We start from the raw sequence: 16431 nt of genomic DNA on the forward strand, positions 1-16431 counted from the left end.
CCGATGGTAGTGTGGCTTAAGCCATGCAAGAGTAGGTCATCGCTGGGCATTTACACCAAAGGCCGGATCCCAACAGGATCCGGCCTTTTTCTTTGTGCATGGCTGCCTGCGCAAGCAGCGCTACTACGTCCAACGAGCGGTTAGGCACAGGTATTCCGTTTGCCGGTATCCGCTACAGGATGTGCGGCGGCTCGCCTCCGACAATCACGACATCCGCCGGACGCCGGGCGAACAGACCCACCGCCACCACGCCGGGTATCTGGTTGATCGCGCTCTCCAGGGCTAGCGGGTCGGTGATCGCCAGTCCATGTATATCGAGGATCAGGTTGCCGTTGTCGGTTACCACGCCGCGCTCGTTGGCGTCCTGACGCCATACGGGCTGGGCACGCGTCAGGGCCAGGATCTCCCTGGCGACCAGGCTACGCGCCATCGGAATTACTTCCACGGGCAGCGGGAATTTACCGAGCACATCGACCTGCTTGCTCGGGTCCACGATGCAAACAAACCTGGCGCTGGCTTCCGCGATGATTTTCTCGCGGGTCAATGCCGCGCCGCCACCCTTGATCAGTCGCTTGTGCGGATCGCACTCATCGGCGCCATCCACATAGAGGGAAAGCGGGCCGGTGGCATTGAGGTCATATACCTCGATGCCGACTGCGCGGAGCCGATCAGTACTCTGGTCAGAGCTTGACACCGCACCCTTGATCGGATCCTTCATGCTGCCGAGGGCGTCAATAAAATAGGCGACAGTGGAGCCGGTGCCGACACCTATGATGGAGCCGGCTTCCACATATTCAATGGCCTTTTCTGCGGCCAGCCTTTTGGCTTCGGACATGGAGGTTCTACTCTAGGGAAAGAAGGAATTTGTACTGGTCGGCAGTGACGGGGAAGACGGAAAGGCGGTTGCCGCGCCGGATCAAGGCGAACTCCTCTCCGAGTTCCTCGGCATGCCGCTTGATTTCTTCCAGCGGGATGATCCGGTCCAGCTTGCGCTCGAAGCTGATATCTACCAGCTGCCAGCGCGGCTCTTCGCGCGTCGACTTCGGGTCGTAGTATTTGGATTTCGGATCAAACTGGGTTTCGTCGGGATAGGCTGTGCTTGCTACCGTCGCGGTTCCCGCAATGCCGGGTACCTTGGTGTTGGAGTGATAGAACAACACGCCATCACCGACTTTCATGCCATCGCGCATGAAGTTGCGCGCCTGGTAGTTACGGACTCCGTCCCAGGGCTCGGTCCCGACACGTTGCAGGTCGTCGATCGAAAAGGCGTCGGGTTCGGACTTCATCAGCCAGTAGCGGCGACGTGTTCTCATGGGGACTCCTGATCCGGGGAGGGTGCATCCTGCTTGCTCGCTTGAACCCGTAGCGATCGAAAGTCCCAGCTTCGGGTTTCGCAACACACGGCGTCCAGCGGCACATCCCACGCGGCCGTCTCGATGGCGTCATGTTGCTGCAGCTCGAAGCCGGCACCTACGAGCCACGGCGGCGCGGCGTGGTCCTTTCGAAAGGCGAAGCTGCGATCGTACCAACCGCCGCCCATGCCCAGTCTGGAACCATGGTCGTCGAACGCGACCAACGGCAGGACGACGAAAGCCATTTCTGCGGGCGCCAAGAGGCTCGTGGATGAGACATCCGGCTCGGGGATTCCGTAGCGGTTGTTGACCAAGGGGTCGCCCGGACGCCAAGGGGCGAAGCCAAGTCGTTCTCCGTCAAGCACTGGCAAGCAGTAGATGCAGTCTTTGGGGAGATTGAGCTGCCAGGCGTGCAAGGCGACCTCGCCGTCCATCGCCCAGTAGCCGGCGACGTATCCGTGCTCGGGGGCGAAGGGCAGGGCAAGCAAATTCGCGGCAAGTGTGTTGGCGGCAGCAACGCGCCTCGCAGCGGAAAGCTGGCGACGCTGTTCGCGCATCTGGTCGCGAAGCTGGCGACGCTGCGCCGGGAGGTCGTCGATCATCCTGCGAGAATCCGTTTGGTGCGGACATCAGGACAATGTCCCGAGATGCTGAAGGAGGCTCCCGCCCCCAACATCGCACTACGCGCGGGAAGTCGCGTTCCCGCGTAAAAATAGGGAGATCCTCCGCCGATGTCGATGCGCGCGAAACGACCTTGAACCCGGGGTTCAAGTGGGAATGCTTGTCGGCCTTCGGGCTTTCCGCTACCAGGGCGGACTTGCACTCCGGACTTCCGTTGCATCCCCGCGGTCGCAATTAAGGGCCAAGGCGAATGTTTGCGCACGCTGTCGTCCACAGCAGAGGACGATTCGTAAGTATAGCGCGGGAGGGCGATCGTGGTGGGTGGCGCGGTGCCCGCGTTCAGGCGGATGAGTCGTTGAATAGCCCGTCCAGCTTGCGATTCAGCTCGCCGAAGCTGCGCGCAAGATCCTTCTCGCGGCGGGCGGTGTCCTCGCGCAACTGCTCCAGGTCGTGGGCCAGATTGAGGGCAGCAAGTACTGCAACCCGGTCCAGCGCCGCCATCCGATTGCCGCCGCGAATCTCGCGCATCTTGCTGTCCAGCATCTTGGCCGCGGCCAGCAGGCTGTCGCGTTGCTCTTCGGTACAGCCGACGGTGTATTCGCGGTCCAGCAGTTGGATACTCACCGGTTTGGCGTCGCTCATGTGTGTTGCTCCAGCGACTTGAGGCGGACGATCATTCCTTCCACGCGTGTCCTGGCCTGCTCGTTCTTGGCCAGTAGCGCGGCGCGTTCGCTGGAAAGCGTTTCCTGTTGCTGGCGCAAACTGCGGTTTTCATCCTGCAGCTTGCGCATGCGTTCGGCCAGCAGCTCGACTCGATCGAGCAGGGCTTGCATCTGGTTGAGCAATTCGGCGCGATCCATCTCCGCACGATAGGCAGGGGCTGGCAGGCGGTCAAGGACGTCGTGTCCTCCGGTATTCAGAAAGTCGACGCTCCACGCGCCGAGCGCTCTTGCACAAACTTTGCGACCTCGGCGGCCGGCATCGGCTCGGCGAGCCAGTAGCCCTGGATCTCGTCGCAGCCGTGATCGCGCAACCACTGCGCCTGATCGCTTGTCTCCACGCCTTCGGCGACGACGGTGAGGCCGAGGGAGTGGCCCATGGCGATGATCGTGGTGGTGATCGCAGCGTCGTCGGTGTGTTCGGCCAAGTCGTCGATGAACTCCTTGTCGATCTTCAACATCGTGATCGGCAGGCGTTTGAGGTAGGCCAGGGACGAGTAGCCGGTTCCGAAATCATCGATGGCCAGGTTCACGCCTATGCGCCGGAACTGCTGCAGTGAGATCGTGGCTTCAGCCGGGTTGTCCATCAACACACTCTCGGTCAGCTCCAGTTCCAGGCGGTGTGCGGGGATGCCAGTCTGCTCAAGCACCCGCTCCACCACCTGCGGAAAGTCACCGCGAAGCAGCTGTAGCGAGGAGACGTTGACCGCGACCGTCAATTCGGTGAGCCCCGCGTCCCGCCACGTCGCCAGCGCGCGGCATGCCTCGATCAATGCCCACTTTCCGATCTCCAGGATCATTCCGGTTTCTTCGGCAAGCGGTATGAACTGGGCCGGCTGAATCTGGCCATGCTCCGGACTGTTCCAGCGCAGGAGGGCCTCGACACCGGCGATCTCGTTACTGCTCAGCGACAGGCGGGGCTGATAGGCCAGCGACAACTCGTTACGATCCAATACCGTGCGCAGCGCCGCTGACAGCGTCGCGCGGCGCTGGACATCGGCATCCATGGCCGCCTCGTAACGCATCGACGTTCGGCGTCCAACGGCTTTCGCCCGATACATGGCGGTATCGGCCTGACGGATCAGCTCACTGGCGATCTGGGCATCGTCCGGGTAGAGGCTGATGCCGATGGAGGGGGAGATGATCACTTCCTGACCGTCGCCGAAGGTGACCGGCGACTCGAAGGCGGCGATCAAGCGTTGCGATGCAGAGGTTGCTTCCTCGTCTGAGGCAATGTTCTCCAGCACGAGCATGAACTCATCTCCGCTGAGCCGGGCTGCCGTCTGCTGGGGACCGGCGAAGGCGTGCAGACGCGTCGCAACGGCGCGCAGTATGCGGTCGCCGACGCCGTGGCCAAGGGAGTCGTTGATGTCCTTGAAACGGTCCAGATCGACGAACAACACGCCGATCCGGGTGTGGTTGGCACGTGCGCGCACAATGGCTGCAGATATGCGCTCCAGCAGCAGTGTCCGGTTGGGCAGCCCGGTCAGCGGATCGTAGTTGGCGAGATAGCGCAGCTCCTGTTCGGCCCGCTTCTTGTCGGTGATGTCGTTGAGTACCGCGATGTAATGACTGCGTCGTCCGTCGCGTTCGCCCACGGAGGTGATCCGCAGCAGGCACAGGAACTCGTCACCGTCCCTGCGCCGTATCCACAGTTCACCCGACCAGCGACCGTCGCGCAGCAGGTCGTGGCGAAGGCGCCGGTGAAACTCGATGTCGTGCCGGCTGCTGTCGAGGACGCTTGTCGAGCGCTCCAGTACATCGCCGGGATCGTGGCCGGTAATCCGGGTAAACGCCGGATTGACGGAAATAAAACGGAAGTCGCGGTCGAAGACGGCGACTGCCTCGTCCATGTTGCGCAGCACCTCGATTGCAATCCGCCGTTCGTGCTCCGCACTGCGGCTGTCGGTGACGTTTCGCACCGTGCCGGCAACGCGGGATGCCCTGCCGTCGGGGCCGCGTTCGACGACTTTTCCGCGTGCACGCACCCAGCACCAACTGTGTTCCTCGGCCCGCCGGGTGCGGTACTCGCTGCTGAAGACGGGAGTGGCGCCGCGCAGGTGCTGTCGCAGTGCGTTCTGGACCTGGGGCAGGTCATCGGGATGGATCGTGAGCTCATCCAGCCCGTAGCGCTCCACCGTGATTTCCGGTTGATCATCAACCGCGCTCGTCGATACTCGCGTGTGATGCAGTTCCTGCGCGGCGAGATCGTAGTCCCAGAATTGCTCCCCGGAAGCCCATAGGGCAAGTTTGAGGCGCTCGTCGTGCTCTTCGGCGCGGTTTGTCCAGACCTGCGTCTTTTGCCCCCTGTGGCGGACATGCCATATGACCGCCACCACGGTGATCAGCACCAGCAACGCCAGCACGCTGAGCATCAGCGGGTTGCCCGGGACGGCGACGGCGGTCACGGGCCCGGCGCCCGGTTCGAATTTGTCCCGGCCAGATCACGCTGTGGAATCACCCGTGTTATCGGTGCCGGGCGCCGGTTGCAATGATCAAGGTGCGCGTCGATCGGACGCGCAGACGCCGCCGAACGGAGACGGCTGGAAAGCGTTGCGCTGGCGGGCACTGGCAACAGCACTTCAGCATCGCTCCGGACCAAATCCAGCCCAGTGTATGCACGCGTGCGGGGACTGAACAAGCTAGGCGCCGTGCGGCTTGATAAACTGGGGCGCCTCCCCCTGGTGCCTGTTCATGTCGCAAGAACCGATCTCCGGACTGCCGCCCATTGCCGAGGTTGACGCACAGTTGGGGCGCCTGTCCCCGTCCACCACCGCGTCCGAATTGCATGGCGCCCTGTGCGGCTGGCTGTCCGGCGGCGGCGCCGGGGAGGGCGATTGGCTCGCAAAGGTGCTGGTCGACGATGAGGTCGCTTCTCCCGAGCCGGGCAGCGCCCTTGACGATTTGCGGGTTGCGTCGACGGCGCAGCTGGCCGATCGCAGCTTCGACTTCGAACTGCTGCTGCCCGACGCCGACGCGTCGTTGGCCGCGCGCAGTGGTGCCGTGTTCGACTGGTGCCGCGGGTTTCTGGGTGGGTTCGGGCTGGCCGCCGGGGCGGAGCCGCCGCTGTCGGCCGAGAGCCTGGAAGCCCTCGGCGACCTGGCCAAGTTGGCCGCCGCCCAGGCCCAGGACGACGGCGACGAGGATGACGAAGCGGCGCTGGTCGAGATCGAGGAATTCGTCCGCGTGGCGACCTTGCTGCTGCACGGTGATTGCGTGCTTGCGCCGCAGCACCGGCAGAGGCTGCACTGAGTTGGCGGCACCATTGTCCATGCCGCCCAAGGCCTACGCGCGGCGCCGCAGGCTGCTGATGGAAGTGGCCGGGGACGACTCGATCCTGATCCTGCCGGCCGCACTGGAACGTATCCGCAGCCGAGACACGCACTATCCCTACCGGCAGGACTCCGACCTGCTTTACCTCACCGGCTTTCCCGAGCCGGAGGCTGTGCTGGTGCTGGTGCCGGGGCGCGCCCACGGTGAGTGCATCCTGTTCTGTCGCGAGCGCGATCCCGACCGCGAGGCCTGGGACGGACCGCGTTTCGGCCCGGAGGGCGCGGTGGACGCGTTTGGCCTGGATGACGCCTACCCGATCAGCGATCTGGACGACATCCTGCCGAGCCTGCTGGAAGGTCGATCGCGGGTGTATTACCACTTCGGGCGCGATGCGGAGTTCGACCTCAAGCTGATCGGCTGGGTCAATCGCGTGCGCTCGATGATGAAGATGGGCAACAAGCCGCCGCACGAGTTCCTCGAACTGGGGCACCTGTTGGACGAATTGCGCCTGTTCAAGGACCGTGACGAGCTGCGGATGATGCAGCGGTCAGCGGATATCACCGTCGCTGCGCATCAGGCGGCCATGCGCTCGGTCCGCCCCGGCATGTTCGAGTACGAGTTGCAGGCCGAGCTGGAGCGGGTGTTCCGCGCAAACGACGCGGTGCCGGCCTACAGCAGTATCGTCGGTGCCGGCGCAAACGCGTGCGTGCTGCATTACGTGGCCAACAACGGGCCGGTCAACGACGGGGACCTGGTGCTGATCGACGCGGGCGCGGAGTACCGGGGTTATGCCGCCGACATCACCCGTACGTTTCCCGTAAGCGGCCGCTTCAGCAAGGAGCAGCGGCTGTTGCATGACCTGGTCGGCGCCGCACATGCCGCCGCGCTCGCCGTGGCGCTGCCGGGCAAGCCTTATGAAGCCGGGCACCTGGCCGCGACCGAGGTGTTGACAGAGGGGCTGCTGAGCCTGGGGCTGCTGAAGGGGACTTTGAAGAAAAACCTTGCCGAAGGCAGTTGCCGCCGGTTCTTTCCGCACAAGACCGGCCACTGGATTGGCCTGGACGTGCACGACGTGGGTGACTACCGGATCGAGGGTGAGTCGCGCCTGCTTGAGCCCGGAATGGTATTCACCATCGAGCCCGGCCTTTACGTGCGTCCTGACGACACCAGCGTTGCGTCGCGCTGGCGGGGAATTGGCATCCGCACCGAGGACGATGTCGCCGTGACCCGCACCGGGCACACGGTGCTGACCGGCAAGCTGGCGCGCAGCGCGGATGACATCGAAGCCTTCATGGCGAAGGCGTGACCTCCGCCTGAAGGCATCGACGCCTCGTGCACCGGATCAGCCTTGCGCCGTGAATTCATCCCGGGTCAGATTGATCGGGTCACCGTCGGTGCAGACCACGTCGTCCTCGATGCGAATGCCTCCGAACGGTCTGAATTCGGCAACCCGCTCCCAGTTGATCGAGCGACCGTGATCGCCTCTGCGGACGGCGTCCAGCAGCATGTCGATGATGTAGATGCCCGGTTCGATGGTCATCACCATCCCCGGCTCAAGGGTTCGCGTGCTGCGCAGGAACGTCTGCCCGTAAGGACGCGGGATGACCCCGCCGGCGTCGGACTCCGCGAATCCAGCGACATCGTGCACCTGCAAACCGATGCCGTGACCAATGCCGTGCGGGAAGAAGGCATTGCTGACGCCGGTCTCCAGTGCTGATTCGGGCGACATATCGATCAGCCCGAAATCCTTCAACACACCCGCCAGCTTCAGGTGCGCGCCCAGATGGAGTTCGCGGTAGTCGAAGCCGGCGCGGACTTCATCGCACATCTGTTTTTGCGCCACGTCGACCGCGTCGATCAGCGCCTGGAACTCGCCGTTTTGGTCGGCGGCGTAGGTGCGGGTGATGTCACTGGCGTAGCCACCGAAGCTTGCCCCGGCGTCGATGAGGAAACTGCGGATCTGCGCAGGCGGGGTGGTCGCCAGCTCCGTGTAATGCAGCACCGCACTGTGCTCGTTGAGGGCGACGATGTTGTGGTACGGCAACTCGTTGGCATCCTGGCGGGCCGCGATGCAGTACGCCATGTGGATGTCGAACTCGCTGGCGCCTGCCCGGAAGGCCTCCTCGGCAGCCAGGTGGGCACCCACGGCAATCCGCGTCGCCCCGCGCATCATGGCGATCTCGTAATCGGTCTTGAAGGCGCGGTGGTATTCCAGATAGTTGACCACGGCAGCCGGGTTGTCGGGCAGGTAGTCGCCCAGCGCACTGGCCGCTTCGCCCAGGATCGCGCATCGTCCAGGGTCGGCGGGCAGGTGCTCCAGCGCGTCCTGCGGATCGCGAATGATGACGATCTCGAATTCGTCGACCCAATAGCCCGAGGGCGTCTGCGGGACCACGTGCCAGTAGTCGAAGGGCTGCAGATACACCAGTTTGGGCTTGTTGCCCGGCGTGAACACCAGCCAGCTTCCCGGGTTGCGGGTCAGCGGTGCCCATGCCTTGAATTGGGGATTGACGGCGTAGGGATACTCGCGGTCGTCGAACACCTGGTAGTGCATCGTGCCGCTGGGCACCACCAGATGGTCAAAGCCACCGCGCTCGAGCGCTATCGTGCTGCGGCGGACGAGTTCTGCCACGTGCTGCGGATACGCCCGCGCAAGCTCGGAATTTGCCATGTCGATCCTCTTTGGGGGAGTGCGACAAGTCTGACGTATTCGCTGCCCGGGCACAGGGGCCTTTAGCCACCTCCCGCGCAAGCCCGCGCTCGGAGGACGGCGGCGCGGTCGATGCAGACTGTCAGGCCGAGCTGGAAAGCCAGTCGCGCAGGTGCTGGCGCCCCGGCTCGGGCAGGTTGATGAAGCGGAATCCCGCCCAGGACTTCCCGGTCGCGCCCGCGTCCTCCTGCCACAGCAGATGCACACCGACTTCGACCTGGCCGCGTGGCTGCGCTGTGCCGGATCCGTTCGCACCCGGTTGGCTCGTGCCGGACAGGTTGAAGCGCACCTGATACAGGGCGTCATCGACCAGTGGTGTGATTGCCAACAGGAGCATGCCGGTTTCCGAGATATTGCCCAGATGACCGATGACCCGCTCGCTCATGCTGTCGATGACCTCGACGGTATCGGCCACGGGGCGGCGCCGGCGGCGGCGCGCGTCACTACCGCCTGCACCGGAAGCGCCTGAGCGGGACCCGTTCACTGCGATATCTCCTTGCCGGGAGGATTGCGGCCAAAGCTGCGCAGCTTGGCCAGCGTCGACTGCCATGCACGATCCACCAGACTGGTGTGATCATCGGCAGGCACGATCCTCGCCTCACCGATCGCGAGCAGACGGGCGATCTGGTCGAGGGTTTCCCGCCCCTGCTGGTCTTCGATGCGCTGGCCCTTGGCAGTGAGCAGAAGTACCCGTCCGGTGATCGGGCTGAACCAGGCCAGGCGATGACGCACGCGATCACCCTGCTGGTTGATGTTGAATTCGATGGAGGTGCCGAACGCCACGCTGCGCAGGTGGACATAGCATTCCTCTTCGCGGGCGTTGCGTGGCCCGACGGGCGGCAACGGCGGTATCTCATTGGCGCCCAGCCGTGCCCGCGCCTTCAGCTTCACGGCAAGCTCGGTGCGTGATGCGGGATCGTCTCCGTCATCATTTGCCGCCACCAGCCTGCCGGCGATGGCGTCCGCCTCATCACCCTGATAGCCGACCAGGCCCAAGGCTTCGGTAACCCGCGGCTGCAGCGATTCGGGTGCCGGTTCCCCGCGGTTGGCGGCGATGATCCGGGCAGTGGCGTCGACATGCTCCCGCCACTCGGCAGACTCCTCGCCGTGCCGCAACAGGACCAGACTGAGGACGTCCGTCCATGCCTGCTCCAACAGCGTGGTGAGAAAGCGGGGGACCGCGGTGCCGCCGATCGCATCCTTGATCGCCAGCGCGGCCTGCTGTTTCGCGCGCTCGAGTTTGTCGCGACCGCGCGCTGCTTCGACCTGTCGCCGCTGCGCCACCTCGGCCTTGCGCGCCAGCGCCTCCAGCTGACCGCTGAGCGTCTCCTGCGCGGCGGCGAACACGCCCGGGTCACCGTTGTAGTTTTCCACCACGTGGTTGACGGCTTCATGCAGCTGGTCATCCAAGCGCCGGTCGGCACCTGGATCGTTGTCGTCCAGCCATTGGGTGCCGGCCTCAGCGATCGAGTTCAGCAGCTGCCGGGCCGGGTGCTGCTTGCGTACGAAAAAGCCCCGGTCCTGCAGGGCGACACGCAGCAGCGGGACCTGCAGCCGCTCCAGCAGTGCCGCGCCGCGGGTGCCCTGGCGCAATTCACGACCGATCTCGCTGTAGAGCAAACCCAGCAGTTCGAATGTCTCGTCATCGTGGTCGGCAAGGTGGGTGGCACGACCCCGCTGCTGACGGCTCTGTTCCAGCAGTGCCTGGCGCACCTGACCGGGACTGCGGGGCATGGATGCCCCCTCCGCCGGCGCCTGCAGGCTGCTCAGAGCGGCATCGAGTTCATCGGTGGCGAGAGTGTCCTCCGACCGGAGATTGCCGCCAGACGGTCCCGCGTGTCTGGTTGCCGCCAGCAATTGCTGCAGCTGGGCCAATGCCTGCATCTCGTCGGCGGTATCCACCCGTCCACCGAGGCCGGAATCCTGACGCACAAATCCATGCGGGCCCTGCTCGCCGGGAATAGCGTGCCCGTCGGTGCGTCGTCTCCGCGGGCTCGTGGCGTCGAGGGATGAGGCGCCGCGCTCATCATTTGGATTCAGCTCGGTGGAGCCGCCGTCGTCCTGCCCACCCTCAGAATCCGGAGCCTGGCCGCTGCGTTCGCCGTTTTCACGTCGCGTCAGGGTCGGGACAAAGGTCAGGCCGGGGAGCACATTCTCGCGATCCAGCAACGTGTTCATCGCTTCGACGAGGGGCAGGTAGCCCGCCATCATCTGCTGGTCAAACAGGCTGTACAGCTGCAGGCGCGCTTCAACATCACCGGTCACGCCGGTGCAGGCGCGCGAGAGCATGGTGGCTACAGCAGTCGGGCCAACCGGCAGGGTGGATACGTCAAATGCCGGGCGGCCGGCGAGTACTGCCAAGCGCTGGCCAAGCAGCAGAAGTGGAAGGCCGGCGCGGGATTCGTGGCGACGCGCGATCGCGGTCAACACGTTGGCTTCAGTGACTTCGCTGTGGTCGACCAGGCGCAACCCACTGGCATCGGGGTCCATGTTCGCTGATGGCGCGGTGAGGACCGGCGCGCGCAGGTTTTCAAGCGCGGCTGCAAGCTCCGCCGAGAACGAGGCAATCAGCTTGTGACGATGCGAACGCAATGTGCCCAGTGACGCGAGATAGCCAGATTGGGCCCCTGCACTGCGTGCCTTCTCCGCCTGCCGGAACAGGTCCTGCTCCAGGGTGTCGAGCAAGCGCACCAGTTCGCGTTCCAGCTCGTCACCGGCGAGCGCCTGCAGCCGGCCGATGATGGCGCGGACACGCGCGGGGAAAGCTGCCGCGGTATTCGCCGGACGCGGCCGAGGAAGCGATGCATCTAAGTGGGACATGTGGGCCGGACTCCCCCCGAAGGCCGTAATTCAGCGAGCGTAACAGGACGTGGTTAACGTGGGAACTGTGACGTGCTTCCGGATGGCGGGCGCTCTTGCATGCGTGCGCACAACCCCGTTAGTCCGCCAGGAACAGTTCGATGACATCGTTGGTAAAGCGCCGTCCCAAGGGCGTCGGTCGGACGATGTCGCCGTCGATTACCAGCCATTGGTTCTGCACCGCCCGCTGGAGCTGCGGCTGGATTGCACTGCGCGGCACGCCGGTGCTGGCTTCAAATCCCTTCAGGCTGAAGCCGTCGACCAGGCGCAGGGCGTTGAGCATGAACTCAAACGGCCGTCGCTCGAGCGCGATGTGCTCATCGCCGCCCAGGCCGCGCTCGCTGCCAGCGGCTTCCAGGTAGGCCGTCGGGTGCTTCAGCTTCCAGCGGCGCAGGATTGACTGGTCGTGACCTGAGGTGATCTTGCCGTGCGCGCCGGCACCGATCCCGAGGTAGTCGCCGTATTTCCAGTAGTTCAGGTTGTGCACGCACTCGCGCCCCGGCTGCGCGTAGGCACTGACTTCATACTGGCGGTAACCGGCGTTGGCGAGCATCGCCTGGCTGTGCTCCTGGATGTCCCAACTGCTGTCCTCGTCGGGCAACCCGGCCGGTGGGCGGGCCGCGAAAACCGTGTTCGGCTCCAGGGTCAGCTGGTAGTGGCTCATGTGCGTGGGTTGCAGCGCGAAGGCCTGCGCCAGATCGCTTTCCGCCATCGCCAGAGTCTGTCCGGGCAGGGCGTACATAAGGTCCAGGTTGATGTTGTCGAAACCGGCGTCCTGGGCCAGTTTCACCGCCGCCGTGGCTTCGCCGCTGTCATGGATCCGTCCCAGCCGCTGCAGGCAACCGTCGTCAAAGCTTTGCACCCCGAAACTCAGGCGGTTGATGCCGGCGTCGCGATAGCCCTTGAAGCTGCCATGCTCGACGGTTCCGGGATTGGTTTCCAGGGTGATCTCGCAGCCGGGTGCGAAACGCAGTCGCGAGCTGGCCCCCTGCAGAAAGCGGTCAATCAGCTCGCCCGGCATCAGGCTCGGAGTACCACCGCCGAAGAATACCGTTTGCACGGTTCGACCCCAGACCAGCGGCAGGTCGAAATCCAGGTCGGCCAGCAGCGCGTCGACATAGGCGGCGAACGGCAGCTCACCGCGGCCCTGGTGGGAATTGAAATCGCAATACGGGCATTTGCGAACGCACCACGGAATGTGGACGTACAGCGACAGCGGCGGCGGGGATAGCGGGGAGGGCGACAGACTCATCCACGCATTGTCCCACCGGCAGGCGGGCGCAGGGAAAAGTGCTACAGCGCGGCCAATTGCCGCTGCAGCTCGCGCAGGGCGCGGCCGCGATGACTGCATGCCGCCTTCACCGACGGTTCCAGCTCGGCGGCGGAGATGCCGTAGGCCTCGTCCATGAACACCGGGTCGTAGCCAAACCCGCCGCTACCGCGAGGACGGTCAAGGATGCGCCCGGACCAGTCGCCCTGGGCGATCAACGGAGATGGATCCTCCGCGTGGCGCAGCAGCACCAGCGAGCAGTGGAAGCGTGCGCCGCGCTGATCGTTCGGCACGCCTTCCAACGCGTCCAGCAGCTTGTCGATGTTGCGCACAGGATCGCTCGGGTCTCCGGCATAGCGCGCCGAATACAGTCCCGGTGCACCGCCCAGTGCGTCCACACAAAGCCCGGAGTCATCCGCCAACGCCGGCATCCCGGTGACACGCGATGCATGGCGCGCCTTCAGCAGGGCATTTTCGACGAAGCTCAGCCCGGTCTCTTCGATGTCCTCGACGCCCAGATCGCCCTGGGCAATGAACGCGATCCCGGCGCCGGCAAACAGGCGGTTGAACTCGGCCAGCTTGCCGGCGTTGCCGCTGGCCAGGACGATCCGCGACATCGCAGTCATGCCACGCCCCGATCCCGGCTGCAGCCGCGTTCGCTCACAACCCGAGCGCTTCACGCTGGAGGGCGACCAGTTCGGTCACGCCTTGCGCCGCCAGCGAGGTCATCGCGGCGAGCTCCTCCGCGCGGAAGGCATGCCCTTCCGCCGTTCCCTGCACCTCGATGAAGCCGCCGCCATCGTTCATCACCACGTTCATGTCGGTGTCGCAATCGCTGTCTTCGGCGTAATCCAGGTCAAGTACCGGCACTCCGCGATAGATGCCCACTGAAACCGCCGCCACCGCACCGAATATCGGACTGCGTCCCGACTTGGGCTTGACGTCGCCACGCTTGATCATCCAGTTCACCGCGTCCACCAGCGCCACGTAGGCGCCGGTGATGGCCGCGGTGCGTGTGCCGCCGTCGGCCTGAAGGACATCGCAGTCCAGGGTGATGGTGCGCTCGCCCAGCATTTTTCGGTCCACGCAGGCGCGCAGCGAGCGGCCGATCAGACGCTGGATTTCCAGCGTGCGTCCCCCCTGCTTGCCGCGGGCCGCCTCGCGATCGTTGCGGGTGTTGGTGGCGCGCGGCAGCATGCCGTACTCGGCGGTGACCCAGCCCTCGCCCTTGCCACGCAGGAAACCGGGTACCCGGTTCTCCACGCTGGCGGTGCACAGCACCCGGGTATCGCCGAAGCTGATCAGCACCGATCCTTCGGCGTGGCGGGTGAACGCGCGTTCGATGCGGACCTCGCGCAGCTGGTCCGGAGCGCGGCCGCTGGGCCGGGAGAATTCGTTCGTACCACGTGCTGACATGCGTTGGTTGCCGTTGGAAGTTAGGGGGTTTTGGGCGGGCGAGTTTACCATTCACCCCCGAGTGCCCCTTTCGGCATCCCCTTCCACCTCACCACAAGGCACCGCCAATGATCCGCAGCATGACCGCCTTCGCCAACGGCGAACGCGTCACTCCGTGGGGCACGCTGGGTTGCGAACTGCGCTCGGTCAACCACCGCTTCCTCGAGATCGGCATGCGCCTGCACGATGACCTGCGCTCGCTGGAACCGGTCCTGCGCGAGCGCATTGCCTCCCGGATCAGCCGCGGCAAGCTCGACATCAGCCTGCGGCTACGTTCTCCGGAAGGAGAAGGCGGCTTGCACACCGACCCGGCGCGGCTGCGCGAGCTGTCCGAGTTGGCGCTCCAGCTGTCCTCGCCATTCCCGGGCCTGCGGGTCGACTTCACCCAGTTGCTGCAATTCCCCGGCGTGCTGCAGGCGCCGGCGGTCGATGGCGCCGCGCTGCAGGCCGAGGCCTTGGCGCTGGTGGATGAGGTGGTGGACGAATTCATCGCAGCGCGCGAGCGAGAGGGCAGCAAGCTGGCCGCCGGCATTGCCGAGCGCGTGGATGCCATCGCAGCGATCGCCGGGCAGGTGCGCGCGTTGATGCCGGCGATCCGCCAGGGCCAGCGCACCAAACTGGAGAATCGCCTGGCCGAGCTCGCGCAGCCGGTGGACCCGGGCCGGCTGGAGCAGGAGCTGGTGATGTGGCTGCAAAAACTCGACGTGGACGAAGAACTCGACCGGCTCGATTCGCATGTCAGCGAAGCGCGCCGGGTACTCGGGCTGAGCCAGGCCGTGGGCCGGCGCCTGGACTTCCTGCTGCAGGAGTTCAACCGTGAGGCGAATACCCTGGGTTCCAAATCCGTGGACGCGCGCAGCTCCACTGCTGCGGTCGAGCTGAAGGTCCTGATCGATCAGGTCCGCGAACAGATCCAGAACATTGAATAACCGCAATCCGTTGAGGACCAGCAGCCGATGAGCATGCGTGGAACCCTGTTTATCGTTGCCGCGCCGTCGGGTGCGGGCAAGTCCAGCATCGTCAACGCGGTGCTGGCGCGCGATCCCAACATCCGCCTGTCGATCTCCTTCACCTCGCGTCCCGAGCGACCACGTGAAGTGGACGGTGAGCACTACCATTTCGTCGACGAGGCCACCTTCGAGCGCATGGTGGAGGCCGGTGAGCTGTTCGAACATGCGCGGGTCCACGGCGATTGGAAGGGCACCGCACGGCAGTCGGTCGAGCCGCAACTGGCCAGCGGCAAGGACGTGCTGCTGGAGATCGACTGGCAGGGCGCGCGCCAGGTCCGCAACAAGCTGCGCGGTGCCGTCAGCGTTTTCATCCTGCCGCCGTCACGGGCCGCGCTGGAGGAGCGCATGCGCAACCGCGGCCAGGACAGTGAAGAGGTGATCGCGCGCAGGCTGGCGGCGGCACGCGAGGAGATGTCGCATTACGCGGAATTTGACTACGTCATCGTCAACGAGCACTTCGACACCGCGGTTGAGGAGATGTGCGCGATATTCACCGCCAGCCGGTTGCGTCGCGAGGCTCAGGTCGCGCGCCACGGAAAGTTGATCACCGCCTTGCTCGCCAATGAACCGGAGCACGGCTAACTGCTTGATTCCCAAGCGACAACTTGCTTGTGGCGCAGTGAATCGTTACAATTCCGTCCCCTTTGCATCTGCATGACGGCCCGCCGGCCGCCAGGAGCCCCATGGCCCGCATCACCGTAGAAGATTGCCTGGAAGTGGTGGATAACCGCTTCGAACTCGTCATGATGGCCGCCAAGCGCGCGCGTCAGCTTGCCAACGGCGTCGAGCCCAAGCTCGACAACAGCGAAGGCAATGACAAGCCGACTGTGCTGGCCCTGCGTGAGATCGCCGCCCGCGTGATCGACAGCGATTTCATCGATGCCGTCGACAAGTCCGAGCGCGAGCGCAAGGAGCGCGAGGCGCTGGAGTGGGCGGCTGCGGAAGTCGTCACCGACGAGGACCTGGCCAAGGGCGACGACTGAGCAATCCGTCGCGCCGATCCAGTCGCGTTGACTGGACCCCCGGCAGCTCCGACAACGGCTCCGCTTCGGCGGGGCCGTCTGTTTTTGCGGCATCCCGGCGCCGCCCGTCACGGCCGCGATCCACGCCACCCCGCCACGCGCCAGCACCTGCGTTGCGCTGTGATCCGTCCCCCGCGTAG

At 65.0% G+C, this 16431-nt stretch carries 17 protein-coding genes and 1 other RNA gene; 5 read left to right on the forward strand and 13 right to left on the reverse strand.

What is annotated here, in order from left to right; translation table 11 throughout:
- Window positions 1–172: 172 nt before the first annotated feature.
- The 7 genes from rpiA to KZ491_RS00035 form a co-directional block, all read right to left on the reverse strand.
- Entirely contained in the window at window positions 173–835 is a 663-nt protein-coding gene (rpiA, locus tag KZ491_RS00005) for a ribose-5-phosphate isomerase RpiA (RefSeq protein WP_222563855.1), read from the reverse strand.
- Window positions 836–842: 7 nt separating this feature from the next.
- The gene (locus KZ491_RS00010) at window positions 843–1313 is read right to left on the reverse strand and encodes an EVE domain-containing protein (protein ID WP_222563856.1); all 471 of its coding nucleotides are present in this window, start codon (window positions 1311–1313) and stop codon (window positions 843–845) included.
- Window positions 1310–1954: a 5-formyltetrahydrofolate cyclo-ligase gene (locus KZ491_RS00015; RefSeq protein ID WP_222563857.1), complete on the reverse strand. Its 645-nt coding sequence runs from the start codon at window positions 1952–1954 to the stop codon at window positions 1310–1312. Before KZ491_RS00015 ends, KZ491_RS00010 begins: the two co-directional genes overlap by 4 nt.
- A 116-nt stretch (window positions 1955–2070) precedes the next feature.
- A non-coding RNA gene (gene ssrS, locus KZ491_RS00020) (6S RNA) lies at window positions 2071–2258 on the reverse strand.
- 54 nt (window positions 2259–2312) lie between these two features.
- Complete coding sequence (locus KZ491_RS00025) at window positions 2313–2615, reverse strand: cell division protein ZapA (protein WP_222563858.1); 303 nt, start codon at window positions 2613–2615, stop codon at window positions 2313–2315.
- The gene (locus KZ491_RS00030) at window positions 2612–2833 is read right to left on the reverse strand and encodes a TIGR02449 family protein (protein WP_222563859.1); all 222 of its coding nucleotides are present in this window, start codon (window positions 2831–2833) and stop codon (window positions 2612–2614) included. Before KZ491_RS00030 ends, KZ491_RS00025 begins: the two co-directional genes overlap by 4 nt.
- A gap of 56 nt (window positions 2834–2889) precedes the next feature.
- Entirely contained in the window at window positions 2890–5100 is a 2211-nt protein-coding gene (locus KZ491_RS00035; RefSeq protein ID WP_222563860.1) for a putative bifunctional diguanylate cyclase/phosphodiesterase, read from the reverse strand.
- A 286-nt stretch (window positions 5101–5386) separates the two neighbouring features.
- Here KZ491_RS00035 and KZ491_RS00040 point away from each other — a divergent pair, with 286 nt between their 5' ends.
- Window positions 5387–5944, forward strand: coding sequence for a UPF0149 family protein (locus KZ491_RS00040; RefSeq protein WP_222563861.1), 558 nt, complete (start codon window positions 5387–5389; stop codon window positions 5942–5944).
- Window positions 5913–7271, forward strand: coding sequence for an aminopeptidase P N-terminal domain-containing protein (locus KZ491_RS00045; RefSeq protein ID WP_425493060.1), 1359 nt, complete (start codon window positions 5913–5915; stop codon window positions 7269–7271). The genes KZ491_RS00040 and KZ491_RS00045 overlap by 32 nt, the downstream gene beginning before the upstream one ends.
- A 36-nt stretch (window positions 7272–7307) precedes the next feature.
- On the opposite strand, the gene pepQ is transcribed toward KZ491_RS00045, so the two are convergent.
- The 6 genes from pepQ to rph all read right to left on the reverse strand — a co-directional run bounded on the left by pepQ (window position 7308) and on the right by rph (window position 14220).
- Window positions 7308–8636 carry a Xaa-Pro dipeptidase gene (gene pepQ, locus KZ491_RS00050; RefSeq protein WP_222563863.1) on the reverse strand — a complete coding sequence of 443 codons (1329 nt, stop codon included), beginning with the start codon at window positions 8634–8636 and terminating at the stop codon, window positions 7308–7310.
- 121 nt (window positions 8637–8757) lie between these two features.
- Window positions 8758–9159 (reverse strand): PilZ domain-containing protein, encoded by a 402-nt coding sequence (locus KZ491_RS00055; protein ID WP_343225500.1) that lies wholly within the window; start codon window positions 9157–9159, stop codon window positions 8758–8760.
- Window positions 9156–11495, reverse strand: a complete 2340-nt coding sequence (locus KZ491_RS00060; protein WP_222563865.1) for a DUF1631 family protein — start codon at window positions 11493–11495, stop codon at window positions 9156–9158. Before KZ491_RS00060 ends, KZ491_RS00055 begins: the two co-directional genes overlap by 4 nt.
- A gap of 118 nt (window positions 11496–11613) precedes the next feature.
- Window positions 11614–12786 (reverse strand): radical SAM family heme chaperone HemW, encoded by a 1173-nt coding sequence (hemW, locus tag KZ491_RS00065; protein ID WP_222563866.1) that lies wholly within the window; start codon window positions 12784–12786, stop codon window positions 11614–11616.
- A 41-nt stretch (window positions 12787–12827) separates the two neighbouring features.
- Window positions 12828–13421: an RdgB/HAM1 family non-canonical purine NTP pyrophosphatase gene (rdgB, locus tag KZ491_RS00070; protein WP_222564652.1), complete on the reverse strand. Its 594-nt coding sequence runs from the start codon at window positions 13419–13421 to the stop codon at window positions 12828–12830.
- Window positions 13422–13464: 43 nt separating this feature from the next.
- Complete coding sequence (gene rph / locus KZ491_RS00075) at window positions 13465–14220, reverse strand: ribonuclease PH (RefSeq protein ID WP_222563867.1); 756 nt, start codon at window positions 14218–14220, stop codon at window positions 13465–13467.
- Between the two features lie 107 nt (window positions 14221–14327).
- Between rph and KZ491_RS00080 the strand changes: the two genes are divergently transcribed.
- The 3 genes from KZ491_RS00080 (at window position 14328) to rpoZ (ending at window position 16252) form a co-directional block, all read left to right on the forward strand.
- Window positions 14328–15188, forward strand: coding sequence for a YicC/YloC family endoribonuclease (locus KZ491_RS00080; protein ID WP_222563868.1), 861 nt, complete (start codon window positions 14328–14330; stop codon window positions 15186–15188).
- A 33-nt stretch (window positions 15189–15221) separates the two neighbouring features.
- Complete coding sequence (gmk, locus tag KZ491_RS00085) at window positions 15222–15851, forward strand: guanylate kinase (RefSeq protein WP_222564653.1); 630 nt, start codon at window positions 15222–15224, stop codon at window positions 15849–15851.
- Window positions 15852–15952: 101 nt separating this feature from the next.
- Complete coding sequence (gene rpoZ / locus KZ491_RS00090; protein ID WP_043957870.1) at window positions 15953–16252, forward strand: DNA-directed RNA polymerase subunit omega; 300 nt, start codon at window positions 15953–15955, stop codon at window positions 16250–16252.
- The last annotated feature ends 179 nt before the right edge of the window (window positions 16253–16431 follow it).

Source organism: Novilysobacter antarcticus (assembly GCF_019802285.1).
Taxonomy (GTDB): domain Bacteria; phylum Pseudomonadota; class Gammaproteobacteria; order Xanthomonadales; family Xanthomonadaceae; genus Novilysobacter; species Novilysobacter antarcticus.

Excerpts from the sequence above, each read along its gene's own strand:
- KZ491_RS00010 (WP_222563856.1), bottom strand. The coding sequence starts at position 1,313 with ATGAGAACACGTCGCCGCTACTGGCTGATGAAGTCCGAACCCGACGCC.
- KZ491_RS00040 (WP_222563861.1), top strand. The coding sequence starts at position 5,387 with ATGTCGCAAGAACCGATCTCCGGACTGCCGCCCATTGCCGAGGTTGAC.
- gmk (WP_222564653.1), top strand. The coding sequence starts at position 15,222 with ATGCGTGGAACCCTGTTTATCGTTGCCGCGCCGTCGGGTGCGGGCAAG.
- rph (WP_222563867.1), bottom strand. The coding sequence starts at position 14,220 with ATGTCAGCACGTGGTACGAACGAATTCTCCCGGCCCAGCGGCCGCGCT.
- KZ491_RS00030 (WP_222563859.1), bottom strand. The coding sequence starts at position 2,833 with ATGGATCGCGCCGAATTGCTCAACCAGATGCAAGCCCTGCTCGATCGA.
- hemW (WP_222563866.1), bottom strand. The coding sequence starts at position 12,786 with ATGAGTCTGTCGCCCTCCCCGCTATCCCCGCCGCCGCTGTCGCTGTAC.
- KZ491_RS00015 (WP_222563857.1), bottom strand. The coding sequence starts at position 1,954 with ATGATCGACGACCTCCCGGCGCAGCGTCGCCAGCTTCGCGACCAGATG.
- pepQ (WP_222563863.1), bottom strand. The coding sequence starts at position 8,636 with ATGGCAAATTCCGAGCTTGCGCGGGCGTATCCGCAGCACGTGGCAGAA.
- rpiA (WP_222563855.1), bottom strand. The coding sequence starts at position 835 with ATGTCCGAAGCCAAAAGGCTGGCCGCAGAAAAGGCCATTGAATATGTG.
- KZ491_RS00060 (WP_222563865.1), bottom strand. The coding sequence starts at position 11,495 with ATGTCCCACTTAGATGCATCGCTTCCTCGGCCGCGTCCGGCGAATACC.
- rdgB (WP_222564652.1), bottom strand. The coding sequence starts at position 13,421 with ATGTCGCGGATCGTCCTGGCCAGCGGCAACGCCGGCAAGCTGGCCGAG.
- KZ491_RS00025 (WP_222563858.1), bottom strand. The coding sequence starts at position 2,615 with ATGAGCGACGCCAAACCGGTGAGTATCCAACTGCTGGACCGCGAATAC.
- KZ491_RS00080 (WP_222563868.1), top strand. The coding sequence starts at position 14,328 with ATGATCCGCAGCATGACCGCCTTCGCCAACGGCGAACGCGTCACTCCG.
- rpoZ (WP_043957870.1), top strand. The coding sequence starts at position 15,953 with ATGGCCCGCATCACCGTAGAAGATTGCCTGGAAGTGGTGGATAACCGC.